The following is a 24,558-nucleotide window of genomic DNA, read 5'->3' as shown; positions in this document are numbered from 1 at the left end:
GGTAGAGACGGGGGCTGCGGGGTCAGTCAGCAGGGTATTGAGCAGGGCGATGGCCTGCTTGATCCCCTCGGTGAGCGGTTGGTAGCGGCGACAGTTGGAGGCGAGCAGCAGGCTCTGCACATCCTGTTCGGTGACCGGTTTGGTAAGGCCGGCGGCGATACGCAGGCAGACCTGTTCCATGTCGCTTGATAGCAGCAGCCACTCTTTGCGTAACACTCGCTCTCCTTGCCGACTCAAGGGGGTTGGACCCCGCTGGTCATTTACTAACCATTCAATGATGGATTATTCGATATGTGCCGGCAGTATCCAGAGATTTCTTCTGTTTGGTCAATGCATTAAGTGCGAATGAGTGATGCAGGCTGAAGAATTTCGGACGTGGGTGGCGCGCGTATCCGCCCCCCCAGGCAAGGGGACGGCAGCGCCCGTGGCCAGTGCCGCTGATGGCGTTGGCGGGTGGGGGATAGGCAATGCTTATGAGCGAAGTTGCGCCGTTCGGACCATGGTCAGATAGTCGCCCAGTTCGGGCAGCCCTTGCAGGTGACGGCGCAGCATATCGAGGGCGGCGAAGGCAATGATTTTGCGAAGGCTCTCCTGATCCGGATGGTTTGCCTTCAGCGTCTGGCCAACCCGATGGCCATCGGCGCAGAGCAGCAGCGGTACCCCGTCCGGGCCAGCCCGACCTATGGTGAGGCTCAGCCCGCTGGCGGAACCTGTCAGCTGCGCGAGATCGTCGCTCAGGGTGTGGCTGAAACCTGCTTCCAGCGCGGGGTGGTCATGACAGAGGGCGAGCAATGCACCCCGGCTCTCCCCTTCCTGCAGAGTGAGGGGGCGCTCCCCCAGCAGCGCCAGGATCTGCCGGGCTGGCTCCTCGTTGCCGCGGCCCACCAGCCAGGGTTGGATCTCCCCGAGCAGGCGCACCTCGGCGCCATCCATGTCTGCCGCGCTGGCTCCGTGGCCAATGAGTTTGAGTTCGATGAGGGGCATGGAGGAGCGGTAACCGAGCTCGATGCCGGCTGGCCAGGGGGCTGCATCCAGCTTGTCGCTGAGGGCGGATTCCGAGATGCCGAAGGTGTAGAAGCGGCGCAGTTCGGTGTCCGTCTGCTCACCCGCCAGGGATTTGAGGCGCGGCAAAATCTGCTCGCGCACCATCAGCTTGAACTCGAACGGCACGCCCGGGGTGAAGAAGAGCCGGCTCTGGCTGTGGTTGCTGGCATGGCTGACCACAAAGCCGCAGGCGGTGCCGACCGGATTGTCGAGGAGCTCGCACCCTTGCGGCAGCCAGGCCTGCTTGGTGTTGCTCTGTGGCATGATCCTGCCCCGGCTGGCATAGCGGGCCTCAATGCTGGCGAGCCACTCGGGGAACAGGGTCAGAGGTTGCCCGAAAGCTTCGGCGGCCGCCTGGGTGGTGAGATCATCGGCGGTGGGACCCAGGCCCCCGCATACCAGCACCACATCGGCGCGGCTCGCGCTCTCCTGCAGTGCGGTTTTCAGATCGGCGAGGTTGTCCCCGACCGTGATGCGACGGCGCACCTGCCAGCCTTGTTCCAGCAGCAGGGCGCTGAGCCAGGCGGCGTTGGTATCCACCACCAGTCCCGTCACTATCTCGTCTCCGGTGCTGATGATCTCGATGCGCATGGCGGGCTCCTCGGGGCTGGGGGTAAAGGGGTCGTGAGCCATGGCTGGCTATCAGGGTTTGTTGTGTTCGAAGTAGTAGCTGATCCGGGTACGCGGATTGAGGTACTCGAAGACGGCAGGGGGCAAGCGCTTGGGATGGATCACCTTGGCGATGGTCAGCTCGACCTGCTGCAGGTCGATGATGGCCGCCTCCTGGCGCGGAATGCGCGGGTCATACACCAGCACCGAGGGGTAGAGCAGACGGGAGGTATTCACCGACATCACCAGCCCGACCTGGCCGTTGGAGAGCTGCACCACGCTGCCTGGCGGGTAGATCCCCATCAGCCGGATCAGCATGCCGAGGTAGTCCGGATTGAACTGTGCCTTGCGCTGCTTGTAGAGGCCGCTCAGGGCCGAGTAGGGCACCTTGGCCTGGATATGGCAGAGATTGTCATACTCGTTGATCAGCGACACCATCTGGGTGAGGGAATCGAGCTGCCCCCCCTTGAGCCCTTCCGGCCCGCTGCCATCCAGGTATTCGTGATGGTGCAGCACGATGCCCTTCGCCTCGGCCGGGAAATCCTTGGCCAGATTGAGCAGTTCCAGCCCGTAGCGCGGATGCTGGGCCATCAGGTTTTTTTCCGGCTTGGTGAGGGGCTCGGTCTTGCGCAGGATCTGGCTCGGGATCTTCAGCTTGCCGATGTCGTGGAACAGGGCTCCCATGCCGATCTGGCGGATCTGCCCGGCGTCCATGCCGCACTCCCTGGCCAGCAACATGCTGAGCACGCTGACGTTGAGGGAGTGGAAGTAGAGGTTGTTGCCATCCTCGCTGTCTGAGACCAGGTGCAGCACCATCTCGTCCACCGCCAGCAGCTGATCCGTCATGGCGTTGACCAGCTCCTGCGCTTCGCCGATGGCGTTGAGGGGGCGGGACTGGATCTTGCTCATCACGTTGCGCACTTGCGCCAGGGATTGCTGGAATTGTTTCTCGCACTGCTGCAGGTTGCGTCTGTACTGCTGCAACTGTTCGATGCGGCGCAGCTTCTCCTGTTGCATCTGGATCTGGCGCAGGGCGGTGTCCGGCCCTTCGCTCGTTTGTGCCTGAACCTGGTTCAACGGCTTGGGCGGCGCGTCGCTCTTGTCCGGGATGATGGTCACCAGCTTGAGGCCAAGCCGGCGAATGAGCTCGATCTCCTCTTCATTCTTGAGCTTGAAGCTGGAAAACAGGAAGGGGTGTTCGCGCCAACCCAGTGGCAGAGAGACGAAATTGCCGACCTGCAGTCGGTCTACGGAGATCTTGATACCAGTCATTGTCCAGGCTGCGAGAGACACACTGAGCCGTATGCTAGTCAAACGCGGGATCGAATACAAAAGGTATCTGATGACAGGTCAGGCGCTTTATTATAGGCTTCTGGATGTCCAGACATATTTACCGATGCAGTACAGGGAGTAAGCATGCCGATCAAGATTCCGGATCAGTTACCCGCCGCCGAGGTGCTGGGGCAGGAGAACATCTTCGTGATGACGGAGTCCCGGGCCGTCACCCAGAATATCCGCCCGCTGCGGGTATTGATCCTCAACCTGATGCCCAAGAAGATCGAAACCGAGATCCAGCTGATGCGGATGCTCTCCAACTCGCCGCTGCAGGTGGATGTGGATCTGCTGCGCATCGACGATCGGGAGTCGAAGAACACGCCCCGGGCGCATCTGGAGAACTTCTATCACGACTTCGAACAGGTGCGTGGCAACAACTATGACGGCATGATTATCACGGGGGCGCCGCTCGGGCTGGTGGAGTTCGAGGAGGTGGTCTACTGGCCGCGCATCGTCGAGATCATCGAGTGGTCCCATCAGCACGTCACCTCCACCTTGTTCCTCTGCTGGGCGGTGCAGGCGGCGCTGAAAGCCCTCTATGGCATGGAGAAGCAGACCCATGGCGACAAGCTCTCCGGCGTCTATCGCCACCATCGCCTCGACGAGCACGAGCCGCTGCTGCGTGGCTTCGACGACGAGTTTGTCGCCCCTCACTCCCGTTATGCTGCGTTTGATGGCGACCTCATCCGTGCCCACACCGATCTGCAGATCTTTGCCGAATCAAAGGAGGCGGGGGTCTATCTGGCGGCGACCAAGGATTGTCGCCAGGTGTTCGTCACCGGCCATCCCGAATACGACGCCCTGACCCTGGATGGGGAGTATCAGCGGGATCTGGCGGCCGGGCTCGATCCCGCCATTCCGGTCAACTACTACCCGAACAATGATCCGAGCCAACCCCCGAGGGCCAGCTGGCGAAGCCATGGTCACCTGCTGTTTGCCAACTGGCTCAACTACTACGTCTACCAGCTCACCAGCTATCGGGTGGAAGATATCGGCAAGGTGTTTACCTACGAGAAGGGCGGCAGCCAGTGATCAACCGCCAGCCAGCCTGAGGGTCAGGGCATCCAGCCAGTGGCGATGGCAGGCCAGGGCAAACGCCTTGGGTCTGCGGGCCCTGATGGCTGCCATGGCCTCTTCTTGGGATTGACCGAGGGAAATCAGCAGGGCGGCGGCAACCAGACCGGTGCGGCCGCTGCCGCCCTTGCAGTGAATGACCAGGTGCTTGCCATCGCCAAGCAGCTCGCGCAGCTGCGGCAGCGTCTGCAACCAGGCCTGCTCGAATGCCGTGTCGGGGGCCTTGTCATCCTCGATGGGCAGATGGAACCAGCGCATGCCTTCACGCTCGACCTGTGTCCCCAGGTTGCCCAGGCCGTGGCTGATCAGCTCGGCCCCCGTCATCATGGTCACGACCCCATGAGCGCCGGCCAGCCTCAGCTGCTCGAGGGCCTGGGTCAGCGCAACCTGCTGGGTGCCCGGACAGGGGGTCAGCAGCAACTGGCCATCGACGCGGGGAACCTCCAGGCTCCAGAAGGGATGAGACGGGTGCATGGTGGATCCTCATGAATGGGGCGGGCCCGGTGAATGGCGCCAAGCATAGGTGGGCCGGGCGCGATGTCAACGGTCGTTGTGTTTGCCCGGGTTTACGGGCAGAGTCTAAAAAATTTAGCGGTTCAAGGAGTTAAGATGAGAAACCTGGATCAACTGGATTTGGATATCCTGGCCCATCTGTTTCGCGATGCGGGCATGACCAACAAGGATCTGGCTGCCCTGGTGGGCGTGGCCCCCTCCACCTGCCTGGAGCGGGTGCGCAAGCTGCAGCAAGACGATGTCCTCAAGGGGGCACACTGCGAAGTGGACTACCAGGCTCTCGGTGGCCACATCCAGGCCATGGTTTCCCTGCAGCTGGCCCGCCACAGCCGCCAGATCATCGATGCCTTCCGCGACGCCATCCTGGCGCTGCCGGAGGTGATCAGCCTGTTCCACATGGGGGGCAAGGACGACTTTCTGGTGCACCTCTGCGTCGCCGATACCGAGCACCTGCGCAACTTCGTGTTCGATCACTTCACCTCCCGCGAAGAGGTGGTGCATCTCGAGACCTCCCTGGTGTTCGAGCACAAGTTCAGCCGCTCCCTGCCCTGCTTTCCCCAGGCCTGATCTCCGTTTTCAAAGCACAAAAAAACCGCCGGCTGGCGGTCTTTTTGTGGGCGGTGATCGCTCAGTTGGCGGCGGTACGCTGATCCGGCGCCGTCCGGTAGAGCCCTTGCTGATAGGCCATGCTGCCCCACAGCACCAGCCCGAGGGCGATCTCCTTCATCGCCTCCGGTTGCGGAGCCGGGGTCAACTTCTCGCTGGCGGCGTCATAGACGAATCCTTCCGCTGCCCGCTCCGGCTGCAGGATCACCACATCCTTGCCACGCATCAGGGCAAAGTTCTTGTCGTACTGCATGATGGCCCGCCCCGGCCAGTCGGTGGGCATGCGGGTCAGATCCTTGCCGAGCATGGGGTAGTCGGCGCTTATCCCCATCAGGGAGAGCAGGGTCGGCGCCATGTCGATCTGGCTGACGATCCGTTTGTCCTTCTTCGGCGCTATGCCATCCCCCAGGATGACCCCGGGAATGTGGAAGCGGGGAATGGGCACCAGGCCGGCGCCGCTGATCCGGCTGTCGTGATCGGCGATGACCAGAAACAGGGTGTCTTTCCAGTAGTCGGACTGCTTCGCCTTCTTGAAGAATTCGCCGATGGCGTAATCTGCATACTTGGCCGCGTTGTTGCGGGTCTGCTTGGGCTGTTCATAGAGGGCGATGCGATTGTCCGGAAACTCGAACGGATCGTGGTTGCTTGAGCTGAACACCAGGCTGAAGAAGGGCTTGCCCTCCTTGTGCAGTGCCCGGAAGGTCTCGTCGGCCTTGGCCATCAGATCTTCGTCCGACGCGCCCCAGGAGCCCTTGAATACCGGATTGTCGAAGTCCTTCTGCTCGACGATGGTGGTGAAGCCATTGCCGAGGAAGAAGCTGCGCATATTGTCGAAATGGCTCTCGCCGCCGTAGATGAAGCTGGTGTCGTAACCGCGCTGTTTGAGCAGATCCGCGATGGTGAAGAAGTTGGTCTGGCTCTTGCCCAGCTTGACCACCGCCTGGGCGGGGGTGGGCGTGAAGCCGGTCAGCACTGCCTCGATACCGCGTACCGAGCGGGTACCTGTGGCATAGAGCTGCTCGAAGGCCCACCCCTCCTGCGACAGGGCATCGATATTGGGGGTGAGTGGCCGCCCGCCGAGGGAGCCGACAAACTGGGCGCCTAGGCTCTCCTGCAGCAGGATCACCAGATTCTTCGGCTGGCCGCCATAACTGGCCTCATTGAAGGTCTGGCTGGGCAGGCTGTCGGAACTGAATTCGTGGGGTTCGCGGCCGCTTTCCTGGCGCACCAGCTCCAGGATCCGCTGGCGTGGCAGCTCGCCGTAAAACTGGCTGGCATCCTCTTCGGCACCCATCTGCTTGATGGCAAAGAAGAGGGAGTAGGCGGAGTTGACGGTCAGGGAGTTGACCAGGGGATCATCGGCAAAAGCCACCATGGCCGGATTCAGGGCGCGGTGCCCCAGGCTGGAGCGGGCACCGAGAAAACCGATGGCCAGGATCAGCAGGGCAAACGCCGGACGCAGATACCAGCGCGGGAAGCGGATGCCGCGCATCAGTCGACCGCTGAGCCACCAGCTGCCCGTCAGCACGGCGCCGCTGAGCACCAGAGTCAGCAGCAGCTCTCCCTTGCGACCCGCCCACAGCATGGCGAACACCTCCTTCGGATAGATGAGGTACTCCACATAGAGGCGATTGGGGCGTACCCCGTATTCGCTGATGAAGGAGGGGGTGGAGATCTCGAGAAAGAGCATCAGCCAGAGCCCCAGGGTCAGCCAGACCCGCATCAGTTGCAGCCAGATCCTGCCAATGGCATGAGGGCCCGCCAGCAGCAGGGTCAGCATGGCGGGAACGCCCCAGACCCAGCAGAGGGTGGCGAAGTCGACTCTCAGCCCCTGCAGCAGCATTTCCTGCCAACCGGCGACGGCATCGACCCGCTCCAGCTGCCAGAGACCGAGAGTAATTCTGCCAAGGGTGAGCGAAAAAAGGGCGAGCGCACAGAAAACGGCAAAGGGCCAGAATGGCCCCAGCCGTTGCTTGAGGTTTGTCATAATTGTTCCTGAATGAGCCTGTAAACGTCTGTCCGCAGACGTTTTTTTATTTGTTGTGGCAATATGACAGGGGTGGTGCCGGAAGGTTGCATCCCGGTTTGAGAAAAGAGGTCATCCTCATGCCTCTAATGCAAAATTGTGAGTTTGATCGCCTCTGGTGGACAGCATATCCTGCTGTATGAAATGTGAGCTATGGCGCGAATGGGCGGGATATCCCTTCTTATAATGGCGAAAATTTCTCAATCGGAGCCGAAGGGATGCCGGTCTTTATCGATGTGGAATATTTGCAGGGATGGCGCCTGTTTGTCGTGCTCTCCGACGGCACCACGGGGGCGCTGGATCTCACTCCCTGGTGCACCCAGCCCCTGTTTGCGACGCTCGATTCGGAGCGGCGTGTTGCCCGTGTCTTCATCAACCGTTATCACCAGCTGGAGTGGCCAGCCGGTTGCACCCTGTCGGCCCACGAGGTCTACCACCTGATCATGCCCATCGACGAGCGGGAAGCCTTCAGCTAACAGGCTTTGCACTTGCTCTTCGTCCGTGCGTCGTTATGCCGGTCATCGCGAGTGACGGTTTCGCTCTGGTCACTTTCACCCTGTTTTCGAGAGCATGGCGAGCCTTTCGTTGCGTGCGCCCCATGGACGACTCCCGGGATAAGTCTGGCTAACCCACTGAGACAGATAACGTTTTCAGTCACAGACAGACACTGCCGGGGGCCACTATCATGGCTGAAAACGGGTGCATCAGGCACTTGCGCTCACAGCGGGAACATAACAATGAAACAGGGAACGTTGCGTCATGGCGGCCTCATCGGGGCCGCCCTGTTACTTTCTGCCTGTGGTGGCAGCGGCACGGCGGGCGGGGAGGCTGGCACACCGGTCGTCAATCCTCCGATTGCCCATCCTCCCGTGGTAACGGCCAGTCGCGCCTGTTACGGGGATGATCAGCCAGCCTGCAACCTGCGCATCTATCAGGTGATGGTGGAGTCTTTCGTGGATGGTGACGGGGCTGCCAACTACGGCGTCGGCTACGGCCCCTCACAGCACAACGGCGATCTGCAGGGGATCATCGACAGCCTGGACCACATCACGAGCCTCAACGTCAATGCCATCTGGCTGACTCCCGTCTTCGACTCCTGTGCCGGTCAGGGCGGCGACGACAGGCTGGACGCCACCGGCTACTTCGCCTGCGATTTTTTCAACGTGGACCCCCACTTCGGCAGCAATGCACTGTTCAAGAAACTGGTGGACGCGGCGCACCAGCGCGGCCTCTATGTCTTCCTCGACGGCGTGTTCGGCCACGTGGGCAAGGTGGGGGTGAGCAAGCCTTCGCCCGAGGGGCGCTTGCCTGCCCTCAAGAGTGGCGGCGCCGGCTACCCGGGCCAGCTGGTGGACTACGGCCAGCCCGAGAGTCTGGCCTACTTCAGGGAGGTGGCCCGCTACTGGGTCGAGCAGTACGGCATCGACGGTTGGCGCCTCGATCAGGCTTATCAGCTCGGCCTCGACGAGTGGCGCGCCATTCGCAGCGAGGTGGAGCGAGTCAGTGTGGCGCGCAAGGCGGCTGGCCAGCAGTGGGGCACCCTGGGTTACATGGTGGGGGAGGTATGGAAGGGGGCTGACGAGATCCGGGCCCAGGCCTACGGGCCGAGCGACAACCCGGCGCTCTCCTCGGCGTTCGACTTCCCGCTGCGCTACGGCCTGGTACAGACGCTGGCGGTGGAGGAGTCCGGCAAGGGCGGCCAGGGGGCCAGTGTGCTCGACGCCAGCTGGAACAAGGTGGAGAACTACCCGGACCACGCCATGCCGAATCTGATGTTGGGCAACCACGATCTGGTGCGCTTCGGCGATCTGCTGGAGCGCGGCAACTTCAACCCGGCGGACTACTGGCAGCGCCACAAGGCGACCTTCAGCTTTATGGCGGCCCGCTCCGGCCCTATCACCCTCTACTACGGCGAGGAGTTTGGCGACGAGGTACCCGGTTTTGCCAACCAGGTGACCACGGATTGTGCGGCCCGGGGGCTCTGTGACGATCACGTGGCCCGCAGCGACGGCAAGGTGCCCGGTGTCACCGGTTTTGTGCCGAGCGGTGAGCAGGCTGAACTCAAGCAGTGGCTTGGCGATCTGCTGGCCCTGCGCGCCGCCCACCCCGCCCTTTATCAGGGGGAGCGGGTCAAGCTGGTGGCCGAGGGCAGCGTCTACGGCGACATCAAGCAGACGGCGACTGAACAGATTGTCTACTTGCTCAACGTCTCTACCACGCCCCTCAGTTACAACCTGCCAACCGGCAAGTTGCGCAGCGGCAGCGCCCTGGTGGATCTGCAAAGTGGCGAGAGCCTGGCTCTGGGCGGCAGCAGCGTGACGGTGGAGTTGCCACCCCTGACCGGCCGCTTCCTGTTGTTGCAATGATTCGGTTGCAATAACACGGCAGCAATGATGACAGCGCAATAACGACAGGGCCCCATGACGGGGCTCTTGGCGTTTGCTCAGGCGGCAGCACTCTGGCCCCGGTTCTCCAACCGCTGGCGAAAGGCGCGGGCGAGGCGTTCATAGAGATCGGTTGCCTCCTTGTCTTCGATGTCTCCCCTGATCCAGGGGTTGTCGATGATCTCCAGCAGCACGCAATCGCGCCCCTGCTGGCGCAGATCCACCCCGAACAGACCGTTGCCAAGCTGGTGGACGGCGCGGCGAGCGGTCTGCAGCACTCGCTCCGGTACCTCGGTGAGTGGCTGCGCCTCGATCCGGCTCATGTCGAGGGGATGCTTGCGGCGGCGGATGCGGTTGCCGGGCTCAGGGCGATAGCGGCGGCAGGCAAACAGCGGTGAGCCGTCGAGAAAGCCGATGCGCCAGTCGAACTCGGCGGGGATCCGGCTTTGCACCAGCAGTAGAGCTGAGCGCCCCAAGCCTTCGTCCAAGAGGCGCGCTAGCTGCTGCTCGTCGCTGGCCATGGCGAGGTCGCGCCCCTGCGCCCCGTCGGGCACCTTCACCATCAGTGGCAGGCCGAGCCGCTGCACCAGCTCGTCCACATGGTGGCGACCGCGGCGGGTCACCACCATGGTGGGGGGCATGGGCACGCCGCTGCGCACCATCAGCTCGTAGAGGTAGAGCTTGTTGCTGCAGGCCAGGATGGCGCGGGAGCTGTCGATCACCGGCATCTTGAGCTGCTCGGCGCGGCGGGCAAACTCGAAGGTGTAGTGGCCGACCGCCGTCTCGGCACGCAGCCAGAGGGTATCGAACTCTGGCAGCCGCTCGATGGCGGAGGGCGCCAGGATCTCGGCCTGGATCCCTTGGGCGGCGGCGGCCTCGATGAAGCGCGTCAGTGCCAGTGCATCGCTGCTGGCGCGGCCGTCGGCGGGGTCGACCAGGATGGCGAGCTGATAGAGGGGGGCCGCCTGCTCCTCGTCGCCGGTCCCCACCAGCGCCTGGGCGTGGTGCAGCATCAGGGTCTTTTCGCTTTGGCTCAGCTCCAGCGGGGAGAGGCTCTGCTGCTGGCGCACCGACCAGCCGTGGCGGCCGCGCTTGAGGGTCAACTCCTGCAGCGGCAGCTGGCTCAGGCCGTAGTAATAGCGAGCCAGCCCCGCCAGCTCGCTCTGTTCGCTCTGGCCGAAGATGGCGCGCACCCGGATCCTGTCCTCGCTCTGCTGGGCCAGCCACCCCTGCAGCTTGCGCCACAGCTTGGCGGGCGGTTGCTGGGGTTGCAGCACGCTGATGGCCTGCAGGCCGGGCAGGCAGTGGTGGCCGCGGGCCTGGGCCAGCAAAGAGCAGTAATAACCCGCGCTCAGGTGATCCAGATTGCGACAGAGGTTGATGATGCGGGGGCGCCCGCCGGTAGTCGGCACGCCGTGTTGCAGGTAGGTGCGGGCGGTCAGCAGATAGTCGGCATGGCAGGGCCAGTCGCCCAGCTCTTCGACGATGACATAGGTACTCATATTTTCGGCTCCACAGAAAGGACTGCCGCAAACGGCAGGATCCCCAGTGGGCTTCGATGCACCGACAAGCACGACAATGGCGCGAGGGGAAACAAGAGGTTACAGTGCCTAATATCTGCCTTGGTAACTTGTGATACAAGTCGCATTTTGGGTGCTGAAGATAAATAACCGAACAAGGACTCCCCGTGTTGACCGTACGAGCGGCCCGAACCGATGATGTGGGCGCCATCGTTAAGCTGGAGCGTTACTGCTTCCCCCCCGAGATCGCCTTCGGCCGCAGCCGCTGGCACTATCTGCTCACCCGGGCCAGGGGGCGTACCCTGCTGCTGCTGGATGAGAAGGAGCAACTGATGGGGTATCTCAGCCTGCTGGAGCACAGGGGCTGGGATCGACTGGTGGTGCAGACCCTCGCCATCCGCTGGACGGTGCGCCGCCTCGGCTGGGCCCGTCGTCTGCTGGAGCAGGTGATCCGCGAGGGGCGGGAGGCCGGCTGGGGGGCTATCCGGCTCGAGGTCGGCGAGAGCAACGAGCCCGCGCAGGCCCTCTACCAAGGGCTGGGATTCAGGTTGCAGCAGAGGTTGCCGGATTACTATGGCCATGGCCAGCATGCCCGGCGGCTGGTATTGCCGCTGAGGGAAGAGGGGGCCAGCGGCCAAACGCGAGGACACCGGAGTGAGGCGGCACCCACCGCCGAAGGAAAGGGTCAGGAGCGCCGGGATGAGCTGCGATAACTGCCTGGCCACCGCCATCAAGGCCAAGCTGGGACGCTGCCCCGTGTGCGCTGCCCAAACCTTTGCCATCGGCCTCGCCGGCTGGCTGGCCTGGTGGTGGTTTGGCGCCGACAGCTCGGTCAATGCCCTCACCAGCCTGCTGTTTGCCCTCGCGGGATCGGGCTTGTTTGCGTTGCACCTGCTGGTGTTTCTTTGGCGCAAGGGGACGGGCCGCGAGCTGGATGATGAATGATATCGAATGGGTTCAAGAAGACAGATAACAATGGAGGTTCAGATGATAGCAATGGTAACGGGCGCGTCGTCCGGATTCGGGGCGGCCATCAGCCGCCTGCTGGTGCAGTCGGGCAACCGGGTGATCGGCACCGGTCGCCGCGCCGAACGGCTGGCGGCACTGGCGGACGAACTGGGGCCAGACTTTATGCCGCTGGTGTTCGACGTGCAGGACAAGGCCGCGACCCGGGCCGCCATCGAGGGGCTGCCTGCCGCTTGGTGTGAGGTGGATCTGCTGGTCAACAACGCCGGACTGGCCCTGGGGCTGGAGCCTGCCCACAAGGCACATCTTGAAGACTGGGAGCAGATGATCGCCACCAACATCAGCGGCCTCACCCTGTTGACCCGGCTGCTGTTGCCGGGCATGGTCGAGCGCAATCGCGGTCACGTGATCAACATCGGTTCCATCGCCGGCACCTATCCTTATCCGGGCGGCAACGTCTACGGCGCCACCAAGGCGTTCGTGAAGCAGTTCAGCCTGAACCTGCGCGCCGATCTGGCGGGCACCGCCATCCGGGTCACCAATGTGGAGCCCGGCCTGTGCGGCGGTACCGAGTTCTCCAACGTGCGCTTTCACGGTGACGATGCCAAGGCGGCCACCGTCTATCAGGGGGTCGAGGCAATCCAGCCGGAGGACATCGCCAATACCGTGCTCTGGGTCAGCCAGCAGCCCGCTCACGTCAACATCAACCGGATCGAGATCATGCCGGTGGCCCAGACCTCGGGCCCGCTCCATATCAGCCGTCGCTGAATCACGGTGGCGTCGAGCAAATGAAAGAAGGCACCCTCGGGTGCCTCCTTGCTTTGGTGAGCCCCTTACAGGCTCATGATCTTCTTGAACTCCTCTTCCGAATACTTTTTCTCCGTGCTCTTGGTGAGGTCTGTCATCAGCTTGTAGCGCAGATCCTTCGCCATCTGGTAGGTCTGCTCCAGCTGGCCGTAGGAGTAGTCGGAGGCCAGTTCCACCGCCGTAGCCTTGTCTTTGCTGTAGGCCTGTTTCAGCGTCTGATCGAGCAGCGCCACCTCCTTGTAGAGTTTGGCACTTTCCTTCTGCCAGACGCCCCGCAGCAGCGGCAGGTACTTGTCAGGATTGGTGCCGGCCAGTGCAGTCAGGCTGCGGAACTGCCAGTAGGCGGAGTCATCGGAATAGGTGTCGCTGCCGGCGCGATAGGGCAGGGGATAGGACTCCAGCGTGTTGTAGAGCGGCACCATCACGGATTCCGCGAGCACGCCGTAGCTTTGCCAAATCAATCCCTGGAACTCCCTGGGCATCTCCTTGCGCAGCTGGATGACGTGGGATTCGAGCTGACGATCGATGCGGATCGGCCGCTCCGCCTTGCCGGCCAGCGGCGTCCCCTCATAGGTGGCGCTCAGCACCCTGGCCACATCGGCCACGGCGATGGGGGCATCGGGTTTCATGAAGAGGGGGTACTGCTCCTGGCGGGTCGGCTGCTTGTGAGAGGCCGTCAGCATCTGCTGGCCGAGCCACTCCCGATCCACGTTGTAGGGGTCGGCCACCACGCCGAACGCCTTGGCGAAGTTGAACGATGCCGGGTCGGCCTTGTCCAGCAGCTTGTGCTGTTGCACGAACTCCAGCAGCTTGGGCGAGTGCAGCACATCCGGGCTGTCCAGATTGACGCCGTGGATGCGCAGGCCGTTGGCCACCATGGCATAGCTGTCATCCGGCACCCGCACCGCGATCCAGTGGTGGCCCGATCCTATCTCCATCAACCAGGCCTCGTTCACGTCCGCCAGATAGAGGCTGTTGCCCTCACCGGCACCATATTTCTCCACATAGTCGCCGAGCAGTTTGACCCCCTCCTTCGCGCTCCTGGCCTGGGGCAGGATCAGGGTGGGGATGATGGCCTCGATGACCCCCTTCTCGATCAGCGGATCGGCCTTCTTGGCCCGCTCGTTGACCTCGGCACTGGTGGTGGCCGAGATGGCGACGTTGAACTCGTTGATACCGCGCTCCTCGTAATACTTGCCAGCGGGATCCAGGGTGACGGCATCCCAGTCATGGATCGAGGAGTAGGCCAGGAAGGCCTTGGGCATGGGTACTTCCAGCCCGTTGCCCAGTCGCCAGACCTTCTCTTCGTTCTGCTTGGCGGGATGGAAGGCGAGGTACTTGTTCCAGTTGTTGATGCCGAAGTCTTCGTTTCTGGCGATCATCACGCTGCCATCCGTGCTGGCGCCCTTGCCGACGATAAGGCCGGTGCAGGCATCGGCACTGGTGCCAAGCAGGGTGAACAGAGTGGCGGAGAGCAGGGTCAGAGAGTGTTTTTTCATAGAGTTGCCCGAGTCATTGTGGTGGGTAAAAGTCAGGCGGTGGGATGGATAGCTGTTGCCGCAGGCCAGAGGCGGCACAGGCAGGTGCCGGTGAATAGGTCTGTAAATTTATCAATATGCAAACATTTCATCCATAACACTGCTTGCAGGTCATATTCTGCGCTAAGGATTGTATTTCGTTGTGGTCATTTGTTTTGTGATCTTGGCGCCAATCCCCGATTTTTGACACCGCTGCCAGCGGATGGCGGATCCCGAGGGGAAAACCAGGGGGCTGAGGAGTCATGATTCTGACGCCGCTGAGCCTGCCATCCGGTGCATTCCCCATGTCGGCAGGCTTGTGGGCCCGTTTGCCAAGTTGGCCTGTAACTTGCTGGTTTTATTGACAATGGTGAGGCCTGACGCCTCACGTCACCGAATCAGCCCACCCGTCATGCAGACTGGAGCCCTTTTTATGGATATCAAACCCTACAGCCAGCAGCTTGCCCAGAGCGCCTCCAACTCCCGCGCCCTCGCCACCCTCAGCAGTGCCGGGACGGGTGGTCAGGGGGGCGGCTGGGAAGAGCTGGTCAGCCTCTCCTCCCAGCGGATCACCGGTCAGGCCCAGCAGGTGCTGACCTATGAGCATCTGGCGAAGAACAGCAAGCTGCCCCCCGCGCTGGACATGAGCTCCGACAAGGGGGCCGTGATGCAACAGCTGGTGGACAAGGCGCTGGGATTTGATCGCAAGAAGTACAACGAGCTGGAAGAGCAGTTGCAGACGATCGCCGGCGACAAGACCCTGACCGCCGAGGAGCGGGAGCAGCAGAGCAAGGCACTCAAGGAGCAGCAGGAGGCGATGCTCAAGGAGGCCATGGATCGTCTGACCGGCAAGACGAGCAAGAGCGAGACTGCCACAACGGCCTGAGTTTGTGTTGCCGGATGCCCGCCAGCCTTGCCGGCGTTGGCCAGCATCGGCCACCGGCGGGCAAGATACTGCCACCCGTTTTGACCTCACTTCCCTGCAGGCGCACAATGTTCCGGCATCGTTCAAGCCTAGGAGTCCGCCGTGTACAACTTCCAATATGCCAATCCGACCCGCATCTGCTTCGGTGAAGGTCAGATCGCCAGCCTGCCGACGCTGATCCCGCAGGGTAGCCGTCTGCTGGTGCTCTACGGGGGTGGTAGTATTCGGCAAAACGGCGTCTATGAGCAGATCCGCCAGGCTTTGGCCGGCATGGAGTGGCAGGAGTTCTCCGGCATCAGTGCCAATCCCAGATACGAGCGTCTGATGGAGGCGGTCGAGCTGGTCAAACGCGAGCGCATCGACTTTCTGTTGGCGGTCGGGGGCGGCTCAGTGGTGGATGGCACCAAGTTTGTTGCCGCGGCGGCCTGCTACGAAGGGGATGACCCCTGGGATATCTGCGCCAATCAGGCGGACGTCGCCAGGGCGTTGCCCCTGGGCTGCGTACTGACCCTGCCGGCCACCGGCTCCGAGAGTAATCCGACCGCCGTGGTGAGTCGGGGGGATGCCAAGATCTCCTTCAGAAGCCCATTGGTGCAGCCGCAATTTGCGGTGCTCGATCCCGCCACCACCTACAGCCTGCCCGCCCGCCAGACCGGCAACGGGGTGGTGGATGCCTTCGTCCACATTACCGAGCAGTACCTCACCTTCCCGGTCGGGGGCGAGGTGCAGGACAGGCTGGCGGAGGCCCTGCTGCAGGTGCTGGTGGACAATGGCCCCAGGGCGCTGGCGGAGCCCACCAACTATCAGGTACGCGCCAACCTGATGTGGGCCGCCAGTCTGGCGCTCAATGGCCTGATCGGCTGCGGGGTGCCGCAGGATTGGGCGAGCCACGCCATCGGCCACCAGCTGACGGCGCTCTACGGGCTGGATCATGGCCAGAGTCTGGCGGTGGTGCTGCCCTCGCTGCTGCGGGAGCGGGCGGCCCAGAAGCAGGAGAAACTGGCCCAGTTTGCCGAGCGGGTGTGGCACTCGACCCGGGAAGACAAGGCGCTGCGCATCGAGGAGGCGATCATCCGCACCGAGCAGTTCTTCCAGCAGATGGGGCTGCCGACCAGGCTGGCCGCTTACGATCTCGGCGAGAGCTGCATCCCCGCCATCTGCTCCAACCTCAAACGGGTGGGGCGCACCGCCCTGGGGGAGCAGCAGGACATAGACACGGACGTGGTGGCACGGATCCTGGTACGGGCGCTGTGAGCCCGTCAGGCAAGTGCACAATAACAAGGGCCGCATCATGCGGCCCTTGTGGCATCCGGAGGTGTGATTACTCGGTTCTGGCCTTGATATAGCCAGCGTAATCGGGGATCTGCACGCTGAATTTTTGCTGCATGTGGGGGCTGTCCATGATGAAGTCGGCGGTCGCCTCGTTGGTGGCCACCGGGATGTTCCACACCGCCGCCAGGCGCAGCAGGGCCTTCACGTCCGGATCGTGGGGCACCGCATTGAGGGGATCCCAGAAGAAGATCAGCACGTCTATCTTGCCCTCGGCGATCAGGGCTCCCAGCTGCTGATCACCCCCCATGGGGCCGGAGAAGAGGCAGGTGATGGGCAACTGGGCATTTTTGCCGAGCATGGTGCCCGTGGTGCCGGTGGCATAGATATGGTGGAGCTTGAGCTCCTCCTTGCGGCGCATCACCCAGTTCAGCAGGGCGGTCTTCATGTTGTCGTGAGCCACCAGGGCAACCCGCTTGTGAGGGGCCATCTCGCGTGCGATCTGTTCCATGGAAAATGTCCGTAATCATGTGATGGGAAGATGAGGCGTATCCTAAACGAAAGCCGTGGCGCTTGCTGTACCGGTCGCGCTAACTGTGATCCTGACGGACAGTTTTGCGGGCCGGCAAACGAAGACACCCGCCGTGGCGGGTGTCGGATGGCATGCATGGGGCTCACTCAGGAGTCGTGATGCAGCTGGGATTGCTGGTAGTTCTCCAGGCCGATGCGATCGATGAGATCGAGCTGGGTCTCCAGCCAGTCCACGTGCTCCTCTTCATCTTCCAGTATGTCCTGGAACAGGTCGCGGCTGACGTAGTCCTGCACCGACTCGGCGTAGGCGATGGCCACCCTGAGATCGGGGATGGCGTCCAGCTCCAGCGACAGGTCGCAGCGCAGCATCTCCTCCACCGTCTCACCGATACGCAGCTTGCCCAGATCCTGCAGGTTGGGCAGCCCTTCCAGAAACAGGATCCGCTTGACCAGTTCGTCGGCGTGCTTCATCTCATCGATGGACTCGTGATACTCCTTGTGCCCGAGCGCCTTGAGGCCCCAGTCATCGTAGATACGGGCGTGGAGGAAGTATTGGTTGATGGCAATCAGCTCATTGGCCAGCACCTTGTTGAGGTGGGCAATGATCTTGGGATCTCCTTTCATCGACAGTGCTCCTTGGTTCGTGCCTGCGGCCTCGATCGTTAGAGCTTAGTCGAGAAAAGTGACAAAAGAAGGTCAGACGAGCCTGCTCGTCTGATGGGAGGGGTGAGTCGGCAAAGCCGACAGATGGCCGGATCAAGCCACTTCGTAGTAGAGCGGAGGTTGCTCCTTGGCCAGTTTGTCGAGCTCGGTGGCGATGATCTCCATGGTCATGCGCACACACTTGCCACACTGGGCGCCGACTTCCAGCTCCTGCTTGAGCTGGCGAAACTCGCCGCTGCCTGCCTGTACCGCCTTGCGGATCTGGGTATCTGTGATGCCACGGCACAAACAGACATACATAGTGATTACCTCATGCTGCAATGAGAGAAATCTAAATGAGAATGGTTCGTGATGCAAATAACCATTGGTAATAAGTTGCCCCGCTTGCCACTCATCCACCCCTTGGGGACAATGCCCTGTCACAGAGGGGGATCATCATGCTCAAGAAACTGTTCGGCGCCCTGTTCGGGAACCAGTCACCGCAAGCCGCCGAGGTCACGCCCACCGAATACGCCGGTTATCTTATCTACCCCGAGCCCATGGCGGAGGGGGGCCAGTACCGGTTGGCTGGGCGCATCACCAAAGAGGTGGACGGCACCCTGCTGACCCACCGCTTCATCCGCTCCGATCTGTTTGCCAACCCGGCAGATGCAGAGCGCTTCATGGTGCAGAAGGCCCACACCTTCATCGACCAGATGGGGGAGCGCATGTTCGAACCCAGGGTCAAACCGGGCGACAACACCGCATCATGACGCCATCAGAGGTGGGAGACTTGCGCCAATGCCTGGCCCGTACCGGTGAGCGGCGGCTGATCTGGCTGGAAGGGGAGCAGGCCGACTGCATTGCCCGTGCCGATGCCCTGCTCGGCGAGGCTGTCTTTTGGCTCGGGGAGGGGCCTGCCTGTCATAACCCCCTGCCGGCAGCCAAGGCGTTGCAGCGACTCGGGCAGGAGTGCGACACCCTGGTGCTCAACGCCTTCAGCGGCTTTCACCCCGACGCCTTCGGGGCGTTGGCAGGTACCCTGCGCGCTGGCGGTCTGCTGCTGTTGCTGACTCCGCCGAGGGTGCAATGGCCCGGCTACCCGGACCCGGATCGGGTGCGGCTGGTGGCCCGGCCCGAAGAGGCCGCGCAGGCGGGGCACGGCTTTATCGCCCGGCTGGTGCGGTTGCTGGAAGGGGATCCGGCGCTCTCTTTGCTGCCCCCGGCCGATGGCGAGCCCTGGCAGCCGTTGGGGCCCGATCGCCCCTTGAGCGACGATCAGGCCCTTGCCCTGCCCGCCATCCACAAGGTGCTGCACGGCCATCGTCGCCGTCCGTTGGTGCTGAGCGCCGACCGTGGCCGTGGCAAGAGCAGCCTGTTGGGGATCGCCGCAGCCGAATTGCTGCGTGACCAGCCCGACCTGCAGATAATTGTGACGGCCCCCTCCCAGGGGACGGTCGCCACCCTGTTTGACCACGCGGCCAAAAGGCTTGGCACCGCGGTGGAGAAGCTGGCGGGCATTGCGTATTGCTCGCCGGATCGGCTGGTACAGGAAGGGCTACAGCCCGATCTGCTGCTGGTGGACGAAGCCGCCGCCATCCCGACCCCTCTGCTGGAGGCCATGCTGGCCCGTCACAGCCGCATCGTCTTCGCCACCACGGAGCACGGTTACGAGGGGACGGGGCGTGGCTTTCATCTGCGCTTCAAGCGGGTGCTGGACAGGGAGACGCCGGACTGGCAGGAAGTTCACCTGGCCTCGCCAATCCGCTGGAGTGTCCGGGATCCGCTGGAGCCGCTGGTGTTTCGCCTGCTCGGCCTCAACGCCGAGGTGGCAGCTCCCTTGCCGCCGACCCATCCCCACTGGCGGATGATCGAGCAAGACGTGTTGGCAAAGGACGACGCGCTGCTTAACCAGGTATTCGGCCTGCTGGTGCTGGCCCATTACCAGACCACGCCAAGTGATCTCAGAGCCCTGCTGGAGAGCCCAAGCCTCGACATCCACCTGCTGGAAGAGGCGCAGAGCCTGCTCGGGGTGGCTCTGGTGGCGCGGGAGGGCCAGATAGAAGCCGAGCTGGCGGAGGCGATCTGGGCTGGCCGGCGGCGACCGCGTGGTCATCTGCTGCCCCAGTCATTGCTGGCCCACGCGGGGTGCAAGACGGCTGGGGAGCGCAGCTACGCCAGGGTGATGCGCATCGCCATCCACCCCGAACTCCATCGCCATGGTCTCGGCTCGCGGTTGCTTGGTCAACTGGAGGCTTACTACCGCCAGGCGGGCCTCGACTACCTCGGCTCCGCCTTCTCGGCCAGCGCCGATCTGCTGCCATTCTGGCGCAAGGCGGGGCTGGTGGTGCTGCGCATCGGGTTGCAGCGGGATGCCGCCAGTGGCAGCCACGCCGCCCTGCTGCTCAAGGCACTCAAGGCGGAGCATGAGCCCGAGCTGGCCCTGTGGCGACGGCGTTTCGTGGCCCAGTTGCCGACCCTGCTGGCGGGGGAGCTGAAGGGGCTGGATCCAGAGCTGGTGTGGCAGTGTGTGCAGGACTGTGAGCCTGCCTCGGGTGAGCCGGATGCGTTCGTGTGCGATGAGCTGGCCTGCTTTGCTCACCATCACAAGCCGTTCGAGCTGTGTCAGCCCAGCCTGCAGCGCTGGCTGGCGGGCAATATTGACCGGCTCGCGCCGCTAACGGCCGACGAGCGCCAGCTGCTGATCGCCACCATCTGGCAATATGCAGACTGGGCCCGCCTGGCCGACCGGCTGCAACTGGCGGGCAAGCCTGCGCTCATCAAGGCACTGCGTGCCCTGCTGGCCCGTCTGCTGTAACCGTTGGCAACATCCCCTTCAACGAAAACGACCCGCCAATTGGCGGGTCGTTTGTCATATCAGGTGGCCATGGCGGCGCTGGTCGCAGACTCAGGCGCTTGCTGCTCTACCGGTGGCGCGATGGCCGGCTCGGTTTCTTGCTGTTTCACCGGCGGCGCGACGACTGGCTCGGATTCTTGCTGTTTCACCGGTGGCGTAACGACTGGCGCGGGTTCTTGCGGTTTCACCGGCGGCGCGACGGCCGGCTCGGGTTCTTGCTGTTTCACCGCTGGCGTAACGGCTGGTTCGGATTCTTGCTGCTTCACCGGTGGTGTGACCGCCGGTTTGGGCTGCTTGATGCAGGGATGCCGGGTACCCAGGGTGCTCAGGGGCTCGCAGGGGACGGGCAGACCGATGGGAACCGGGTCGCCGAGAAACTTGGGTCCCTTGTCCAGCACGTAGAGGTCGAGCAGCCCCATCACCCTGGCAAACACCTCCCGGATCCGGGTGCGGATCCCCTGATAGGCGCTGGGATCCTCGGCGTTGAAGCCGATAGCATTGATGCCGAAGTGGTGGGCGATGAAGATGGCTCGCTCATTGTGAAAGCCCTGGGAAACCACGGTGAAGCGCTCCTGGCCGAACACCTCCTTGGCCCGTACCACGGAATCCAGCGTCCGGAATCCGGCGAAGTCCATGTAGATGGCAGCTGCCGGGATGCCCGCCTTGATCAGGGCGCGGCGCATCTGGCGTGGCTCGTTGTATTGCAAGGTGGCGTTGTCGCCGGAGACCAGGATGTAATCCACCTTGGCGTTGTTGTAGAGCTCGGCTGCGGCCTTGATGCGGTACTTGAAGTAGTGGTTGGGGCCGCCACCTGCAAGGTATTTGGAGGTGCCCAGTACCACGGCTACCGGGTTGTATGGCACCTCGTCCACCTCGTCATAGGTGTATTGGCGGGTGTCGGAGACGATCCACTCGCCATAGGCCAGCAGCGAGGCAATCAGCGCCAGCAGCAACAGCAGGGAGGCGAGGAGGATCTTGGCAAACTTCTTCATGCGCGGTGCGATTCGGGTCTGAAGTTGAAGTGGTTTTCGGCATTCTATTACAACTCGGGGGCGGGCGTCAGACTTGATAGCAAGGGGCTGTCTGGCTGGGGCAGGGCTTGTCGCAGCGGCAGAGGATAAAAAAGGGGGCAGCCATGGCTGTCCCCTTGTGTATCAAATGAATCAGTGCGCGGAGTCATTCCCCTTGCAGGCGTCGGACTCCTTGTTGGCCTGCCACCAGGGCAGCAGTTCCCTGTTCAGCCAGGTCTGATAAGCGGCACTGTCGCTGGCGATCAGTCGATCCATCTCCCCCTCGAAGTCACTCAAGGCCTGCTGGCGATCCGGGTTGCGCAGGGCCTGCGCCAGGGCCAGCCAACTGGCGTTGCGACCGGTGTCGTTCAGGAAGCGGTGAACGGTATAGGACCAGGAGTAGACCATGTCGCCGCCCTGATCGTAATCGAGGTGGAGGATCTCCCCCAGGGTCGGCTGCCGGTCGGCGGGGCGGCCGGCTACATTGTCCAGACCGCGGGCGAAGCACTGGCCGTGGGCGATGTACTCCGCCAGCCCCTCCGCCCACCAGGTGGTGCGGTTGAGGGGGTACTGGCCGAAGCTGCCGTACTGGTTGAAGCGGGCATCCAGATAGTGGACGTATTCGTGGCGCAGGTTCCACACTTGGAAGGCGGGGCGCTTCCACTCCGCCTCGTAGGCGAAGAAGCGGGCCTGGTTGCCCGGACGAGCCGGATCCCCCTCGATATAGATGCCGCCATTGTCGGTGGAGACCCCGAACAGGGCGCCGCCATAGCGGTTCCAGTCGGCGGAGGAGTCGAAGATCACCAGCTCGAGGGTCTCGTTGTGATCGTCGGCCACCGGCTGCCAGCCTGTCTCCATCTGCTGGTGGAACTGCTGCTCCTCCGCCCCCAGCTCGCGGCAGATCTCCTCGGCCTGGGCCTGGGTCAGATCCTGGGCCCGCAGGCGCAGGGTGGGTGAGCAGGTGTGTTCGAACGGCAGTATGTCCTCCATCCGGATGGGGGTGCAGAGGCCGGCGAAGTCACCGCTGATGCAGGCCTCGCTGGTGCGATCCGTGTAGGTGAGGTAGTAGCTGGAGAGGGTCAGGGAGACATCCTCCAGCAGCGTGGCCGGGTGGGGGCCGCCCGGGATCAGGCCGTGGTGACGCATGATGGCGATGACATCGCGGTCCAGCAGCTGGCGATAGCGGGCCGCCTCGTCCGGTCGGCTGTAGCTCATCATCCGGTAGAGGCGGCTGTGGGCGTCGAGGATGTTGTTGAAGACAAACAGATCCTGCGACCCGTCACGCTGTTTCCAGAGCGACAGCTCGCTCATGCCCAGTTGGCGCAGGCTCTGGCGCAGAGAGGGCTCCTGTGCCATGAAGGTGGCGCTGAAATCGGCCTGCTGGCCGGCGTTGGCGCTCTGGTCGATCAGGTTGAGCAGCTCGAAGATGCCGTCAGCCCAGGGCTTGTGGCCGTTGATCTGGGCGGCATGCTGCGCCGCATAGGCGATCGCCCGGTTGAGCTGGGCCAGCATGGGGCCGGCGCTCTGGCGAAACGCGCTTTGCTCCAGCTGCCCCTGGGCGGCGACGCTCCAGGCCTCCAGCACGGTACCGGCCTGATCCTGCGGTTCGGTGGTGAGCAACAGGGGGTGATCGAGCAGTGCCATCATCACGGCCGCGAGTTCCCGGGCCACCTGATCGCTCTCCCGGCGCACGCCATCATGGTAGTTGTGGGCGCGCACATAGTAGAGCAGCTTGTCCATGGCCGGGTGGGTCGGCTGGTTGGCGGCCAGCAGGGCGCGCATGCCGCGCACCACCGCCATCAGTTTGGCGTCGTCGTGGCCATAATCGGCCTGCCAGGCGGGACTGTTCTGGCCGCTGACATCGGTGACCAGCTGCGCCGCGTCCGCATCCAGCAGCGTCGTGTCGGGCTGATCCGGCTCGCCGCAGGGACGGCCGCTGGGGCGGTGGCACGCCAGTAGCTCCTCCTTGCTGGCCAGTACGATGGGGCGCTGTATCACCCGGCTCTCCTGCCACTCGTCGGTCTCCGGCAGGGGTTGCCACTCACGGCCGCTGACCGGGTTCTGATAACCCGTGTCTTTCAGGGTCACCATCACCTCGCTGCCGGCCGGAATGACCTGGCGGCAGAGGCGGTAGCGAACGGTGTTCTCCCCCTCCTGCCGCTCCATGGGCTCGTCACACTCCTGCTGGATGGCGGCGGCCTGCTCCAGCTGCCAGCGATAGCTGCGCCAGACGTGCAGCTCGCTGACCTGGCTGGCTGCCAGGCTGCCGGGGACGGGCTGCAGGCGGAAGAATACCTGCTCCAGTCGGCCATCCCGCTCGCTCGGGGTCTCTTCTTTCACTTCCAGCTGTTGCCAATCCTGCGGCTGATAGTGCCACTCGGGCTCGGCGCAGTGCCCTTGGGCGTTCAGTTCGCAGCGATCCAGCTCCTGCTCGGTATGACCCAGCAAGACGGGGTCGGGCAGGGGGAAGCGATCTGCACGGGAGGCGGTCGGCGTACCGGCCAGCTGTTCCCAGCGCCCCTCCTTGAGGCCATAGCCGTAGTCGTAGCTGGTGGCGGGCACCGCCTTGCCGGCCGGCACCCGCTGCTCGCAGCTGAGATAGCGGATTTGCCAGCCCGCCTCGACCCGCAATTTGGGCTCGCTACAGTGATTTTCGGCCAGCGAGGCGAGATCGCTCTCCTGCCAGTCGAAGCGACGATAGACCCTGAGTTGCTGATAGGGGGCACTTGCGTCGCGTGCCTTGAGTTCGTAGGTCACCTCGGTGACGCGGGGGGCGAGCTGGCGGTTTGATTCACCGGTCAGCCGGTAGTCTTGCCAGTCGGTGGGGGAGTAGTCGGCCTGTGCCTGGGCGGCAACAAGCAGCGGGGTGGCCAGCAGCCACCACCTTGAGCCTGAACGAGTCATTGTTATCCCTTCGTTTTTT

General features: G+C 63.2%; 22 protein-coding genes and 1 pseudogene. 11 read left to right on the top strand and 12 right to left on the bottom strand.

What is annotated here, in order from left to right; all coding sequences use genetic code 11:
• The 3 genes and pseudogenes from BN1123_RS06450 to BN1123_RS06440 all read right to left on the bottom strand — a co-directional run.
• Positions 1-216: pseudogene (locus BN1123_RS06450) on the bottom strand (DUF342 domain-containing protein); the annotation flags it as partial.
• A 255-nt stretch (positions 217-471) separates the two neighbouring features.
• On the bottom strand, positions 472-1,635 hold the full coding sequence (locus BN1123_RS06445) for a competence/damage-inducible protein A (RefSeq protein WP_042025937.1): 1,164 nt from the start codon (positions 1,633-1,635) through the stop codon (positions 472-474).
• Between the two features lie 51 nt (positions 1,636-1,686).
• On the bottom strand, positions 1,687-2,925 hold the full coding sequence (locus BN1123_RS06440; RefSeq protein ID WP_042025936.1) for an HD-GYP domain-containing protein: 1,239 nt from the start codon (positions 2,923-2,925) through the stop codon (positions 1,687-1,689).
• A 144-nt stretch (positions 2,926-3,069) separates the two neighbouring features.
• On the opposite strand from BN1123_RS06440, the gene metA reads away from it, so the two are divergent.
• Positions 3,070-4,020 carry a homoserine O-acetyltransferase MetA gene (metA, locus tag BN1123_RS06435; protein ID WP_042025935.1) on the top strand — a complete coding sequence of 317 codons (951 nt, stop codon included), beginning with the start codon at positions 3,070-3,072 and terminating at the stop codon, positions 4,018-4,020.
• Here metA and BN1123_RS06430 read toward each other — a convergent pair whose 3' ends face one another.
• On the bottom strand, positions 4,021-4,536 hold the full coding sequence (locus BN1123_RS06430) for a cyclin-dependent kinase inhibitor 3 family protein (RefSeq protein WP_042025934.1): 516 nt from the start codon (positions 4,534-4,536) through the stop codon (positions 4,021-4,023).
• A gap of 135 nt (positions 4,537-4,671) precedes the next feature.
• Between BN1123_RS06430 and BN1123_RS06425 the strand changes: the two genes are divergently transcribed.
• Positions 4,672-5,142 carry an Lrp/AsnC family transcriptional regulator gene (locus BN1123_RS06425; protein ID WP_026456350.1) on the top strand — a complete coding sequence of 157 codons (471 nt, stop codon included), beginning with the start codon at positions 4,672-4,674 and terminating at the stop codon, positions 5,140-5,142.
• A 61-nt stretch (positions 5,143-5,203) separates the two neighbouring features.
• Here BN1123_RS06425 and BN1123_RS06420 read toward each other — a convergent pair whose 3' ends face one another.
• Positions 5,204-7,168 carry an LTA synthase family protein gene (locus tag BN1123_RS06420; protein ID WP_042025933.1) on the bottom strand — a complete coding sequence of 655 codons (1,965 nt, stop codon included), beginning with the start codon at positions 7,166-7,168 and terminating at the stop codon, positions 5,204-5,206.
• A gap of 257 nt (positions 7,169-7,425) precedes the next feature.
• Between BN1123_RS06420 and BN1123_RS06415 the strand changes: the two genes are divergently transcribed.
• Both BN1123_RS06415 and BN1123_RS06410 read left to right on the top strand, forming a co-directional pair.
• The gene (locus BN1123_RS06415; protein WP_042025932.1) at positions 7,426-7,683 is read left to right on the top strand and encodes a DUF2442 domain-containing protein; all 258 of its coding nucleotides are present in this window, start codon (positions 7,426-7,428) and stop codon (positions 7,681-7,683) included.
• Between the two features lie 261 nt (positions 7,684-7,944).
• Positions 7,945-9,573, top strand: coding sequence for an alpha-amylase family protein (locus tag BN1123_RS06410; RefSeq protein ID WP_042025931.1), 1,629 nt, complete (start codon positions 7,945-7,947; stop codon positions 9,571-9,573).
• A 77-nt stretch (positions 9,574-9,650) separates the two neighbouring features.
• Here the strand turns inward: BN1123_RS06410 and BN1123_RS06405 are convergent, their stop codons facing one another.
• Complete coding sequence (locus BN1123_RS06405) at positions 9,651-11,093, bottom strand: RimK family protein (protein WP_042025930.1); 1,443 nt, start codon at positions 11,091-11,093, stop codon at positions 9,651-9,653.
• A gap of 185 nt (positions 11,094-11,278) precedes the next feature.
• Between BN1123_RS06405 and BN1123_RS06400 the strand changes: the two genes are divergently transcribed.
• From BN1123_RS06400 to BN1123_RS06390, 3 genes are read left to right on the top strand one after another with little or no spacing between them, the layout of a single operon-like run.
• Complete coding sequence (locus tag BN1123_RS06400) at positions 11,279-11,824, top strand: GNAT family N-acetyltransferase (protein WP_042025929.1); 546 nt, start codon at positions 11,279-11,281, stop codon at positions 11,822-11,824.
• On the top strand, positions 11,811-12,056 hold the full coding sequence (locus BN1123_RS06395; RefSeq protein WP_042025928.1) for a DUF3624 domain-containing protein: 246 nt from the start codon (positions 11,811-11,813) through the stop codon (positions 12,054-12,056). The genes BN1123_RS06400 and BN1123_RS06395 overlap by 14 nt, the downstream gene beginning before the upstream one ends.
• Positions 12,057-12,098: 42 nt before the next feature.
• Complete coding sequence (locus BN1123_RS06390) at positions 12,099-12,845, top strand: SDR family oxidoreductase (RefSeq protein WP_042025927.1); 747 nt, start codon at positions 12,099-12,101, stop codon at positions 12,843-12,845.
• A 65-nt stretch (positions 12,846-12,910) separates the two neighbouring features.
• Here BN1123_RS06390 and BN1123_RS06385 read toward each other — a convergent pair whose 3' ends face one another.
• Complete coding sequence (locus BN1123_RS06385; protein WP_042025946.1) at positions 12,911-14,383, bottom strand: C69 family dipeptidase; 1,473 nt, start codon at positions 14,381-14,383, stop codon at positions 12,911-12,913.
• 451 nt (positions 14,384-14,834) lie between these two features.
• Here BN1123_RS06385 and BN1123_RS06380 point away from each other — a divergent pair, with 451 nt between their 5' ends.
• Together BN1123_RS06380 and BN1123_RS06375 are read left to right on the top strand one after the other, a co-directional pair.
• Positions 14,835-15,287: a hypothetical protein gene (locus BN1123_RS06380; protein ID WP_042025926.1), complete on the top strand. Its 453-nt coding sequence runs from the start codon at positions 14,835-14,837 to the stop codon at positions 15,285-15,287.
• Between the two features lie 141 nt (positions 15,288-15,428).
• Positions 15,429-16,580, top strand: a complete 1,152-nt coding sequence (locus tag BN1123_RS06375; protein WP_042025925.1) for an iron-containing alcohol dehydrogenase — start codon at positions 15,429-15,431, stop codon at positions 16,578-16,580.
• 67 nt (positions 16,581-16,647) lie between these two features.
• Here the strand turns inward: BN1123_RS06375 and BN1123_RS06370 are convergent, their stop codons facing one another.
• The 3 genes from BN1123_RS06370 to BN1123_RS06360 form a co-directional block, all read right to left on the bottom strand.
• A complete protein-coding gene (locus BN1123_RS06370) occupies positions 16,648-17,106 on the bottom strand; it encodes a methylglyoxal synthase (RefSeq protein ID WP_042025923.1) in 459 nt (152 codons plus the stop codon).
• Between the two features lie 167 nt (positions 17,107-17,273).
• Entirely contained in the window at positions 17,274-17,750 is a 477-nt protein-coding gene (gene bfr / locus BN1123_RS06365; RefSeq protein ID WP_042025922.1) for a bacterioferritin, read from the bottom strand.
• Positions 17,751-17,882: 132 nt separating this feature from the next.
• On the bottom strand, positions 17,883-18,089 hold the full coding sequence (locus BN1123_RS06360; protein ID WP_026456376.1) for a bacterioferritin-associated ferredoxin: 207 nt from the start codon (positions 18,087-18,089) through the stop codon (positions 17,883-17,885).
• A 137-nt stretch (positions 18,090-18,226) separates the two neighbouring features.
• Here BN1123_RS06360 and BN1123_RS06355 point away from each other — a divergent pair, with 137 nt between their 5' ends.
• Together BN1123_RS06355 and BN1123_RS06350 are read left to right on the top strand one after the other, a co-directional pair.
• Positions 18,227-18,541, top strand: coding sequence for an HlyU family transcriptional regulator (locus BN1123_RS06355; protein WP_042025921.1), 315 nt, complete (start codon positions 18,227-18,229; stop codon positions 18,539-18,541).
• On the top strand, positions 18,538-20,586 hold the full coding sequence (locus BN1123_RS06350) for a tRNA(Met) cytidine acetyltransferase TmcA (protein WP_042025920.1): 2,049 nt from the start codon (positions 18,538-18,540) through the stop codon (positions 20,584-20,586). Before BN1123_RS06355 ends, BN1123_RS06350 begins: the two co-directional genes overlap by 4 nt.
• A gap of 59 nt (positions 20,587-20,645) precedes the next feature.
• Here BN1123_RS06350 and BN1123_RS06345 read toward each other — a convergent pair whose 3' ends face one another.
• Positions 20,646-21,617, bottom strand: coding sequence for a SanA/YdcF family protein (locus tag BN1123_RS06345; RefSeq protein ID WP_042025919.1), 972 nt, complete (start codon positions 21,615-21,617; stop codon positions 20,646-20,648).
• Between the two features lie 171 nt (positions 21,618-21,788).
• The gene (locus BN1123_RS06340; protein ID WP_042025918.1) at positions 21,789-24,539 is read right to left on the bottom strand and encodes a collagenase; all 2,751 of its coding nucleotides are present in this window, start codon (positions 24,537-24,539) and stop codon (positions 21,789-21,791) included.
• Between the last annotated feature and the right edge of the window lie 19 nt (positions 24,540-24,558).

It is taken from the genome of Aeromonas enteropelogenes (genome assembly GCF_000819845.1).
In the GTDB taxonomy this organism is placed as follows: Bacteria; Pseudomonadota; Gammaproteobacteria; order Enterobacterales; family Aeromonadaceae; genus Aeromonas; species Aeromonas enteropelogenes.
The sequence above is the reverse complement of the archived record's forward strand: the minus strand, read 5'-3'. Positions and strand labels throughout refer to the sequence as shown.

Bases quoted from the DNA above. Each gene is read 5' to 3' on its own strand.
- BN1123_RS06445 (WP_042025937.1), bottom strand. From the start codon at position 1,635: ATGCGCATCGAGATCATCAGCACCGGAGACGAGATAGTGACGGGACTG.
- BN1123_RS06440 (WP_042025936.1), bottom strand. From the start codon at position 2,925: ATGACTGGTATCAAGATCTCCGTAGACCGACTGCAGGTCGGCAATTTC.
- metA (WP_042025935.1), top strand. From the start codon at position 3,070: ATGCCGATCAAGATTCCGGATCAGTTACCCGCCGCCGAGGTGCTGGGG.
- BN1123_RS06430 (WP_042025934.1), bottom strand. From the start codon at position 4,536: ATGCACCCGTCTCATCCCTTCTGGAGCCTGGAGGTTCCCCGCGTCGAT.
- BN1123_RS06425 (WP_026456350.1), top strand. From the start codon at position 4,672: ATGAGAAACCTGGATCAACTGGATTTGGATATCCTGGCCCATCTGTTT.
- BN1123_RS06420 (WP_042025933.1), bottom strand. From the start codon at position 7,168: ATGACAAACCTCAAGCAACGGCTGGGGCCATTCTGGCCCTTTGCCGTT.
- BN1123_RS06415 (WP_042025932.1), top strand. From the start codon at position 7,426: ATGCCGGTCTTTATCGATGTGGAATATTTGCAGGGATGGCGCCTGTTT.
- BN1123_RS06410 (WP_042025931.1), top strand. From the start codon at position 7,945: ATGAAACAGGGAACGTTGCGTCATGGCGGCCTCATCGGGGCCGCCCTG.
- BN1123_RS06405 (WP_042025930.1), bottom strand. From the start codon at position 11,093: ATGAGTACCTATGTCATCGTCGAAGAGCTGGGCGACTGGCCCTGCCAT.
- BN1123_RS06395 (WP_042025928.1), top strand. From the start codon at position 11,811: ATGAGCTGCGATAACTGCCTGGCCACCGCCATCAAGGCCAAGCTGGGA.
- BN1123_RS06390 (WP_042025927.1), top strand. From the start codon at position 12,099: ATGATAGCAATGGTAACGGGCGCGTCGTCCGGATTCGGGGCGGCCATC.
- BN1123_RS06385 (WP_042025946.1), bottom strand. From the start codon at position 14,383: ATGAAAAAACACTCTCTGACCCTGCTCTCCGCCACTCTGTTCACCCTG.
- BN1123_RS06380 (WP_042025926.1), top strand. From the start codon at position 14,835: ATGGATATCAAACCCTACAGCCAGCAGCTTGCCCAGAGCGCCTCCAAC.
- BN1123_RS06370 (WP_042025923.1), bottom strand. From the start codon at position 17,106: ATGGAACAGATCGCACGCGAGATGGCCCCTCACAAGCGGGTTGCCCTG.
- bfr (WP_042025922.1), bottom strand. From the start codon at position 17,750: ATGAAAGGAGATCCCAAGATCATTGCCCACCTCAACAAGGTGCTGGCC.
- BN1123_RS06360 (WP_026456376.1), bottom strand. From the start codon at position 18,089: ATGTATGTCTGTTTGTGCCGTGGCATCACAGATACCCAGATCCGCAAG.
- BN1123_RS06355 (WP_042025921.1), top strand. From the start codon at position 18,227: ATGCTCAAGAAACTGTTCGGCGCCCTGTTCGGGAACCAGTCACCGCAA.
- BN1123_RS06350 (WP_042025920.1), top strand. From the start codon at position 18,538: ATGACGCCATCAGAGGTGGGAGACTTGCGCCAATGCCTGGCCCGTACC.
- BN1123_RS06345 (WP_042025919.1), bottom strand. From the start codon at position 21,617: ATGAAGAAGTTTGCCAAGATCCTCCTCGCCTCCCTGCTGTTGCTGCTG.
- BN1123_RS06340 (WP_042025918.1), bottom strand. From the start codon at position 24,539: ATGACTCGTTCAGGCTCAAGGTGGTGGCTGCTGGCCACCCCGCTGCTT.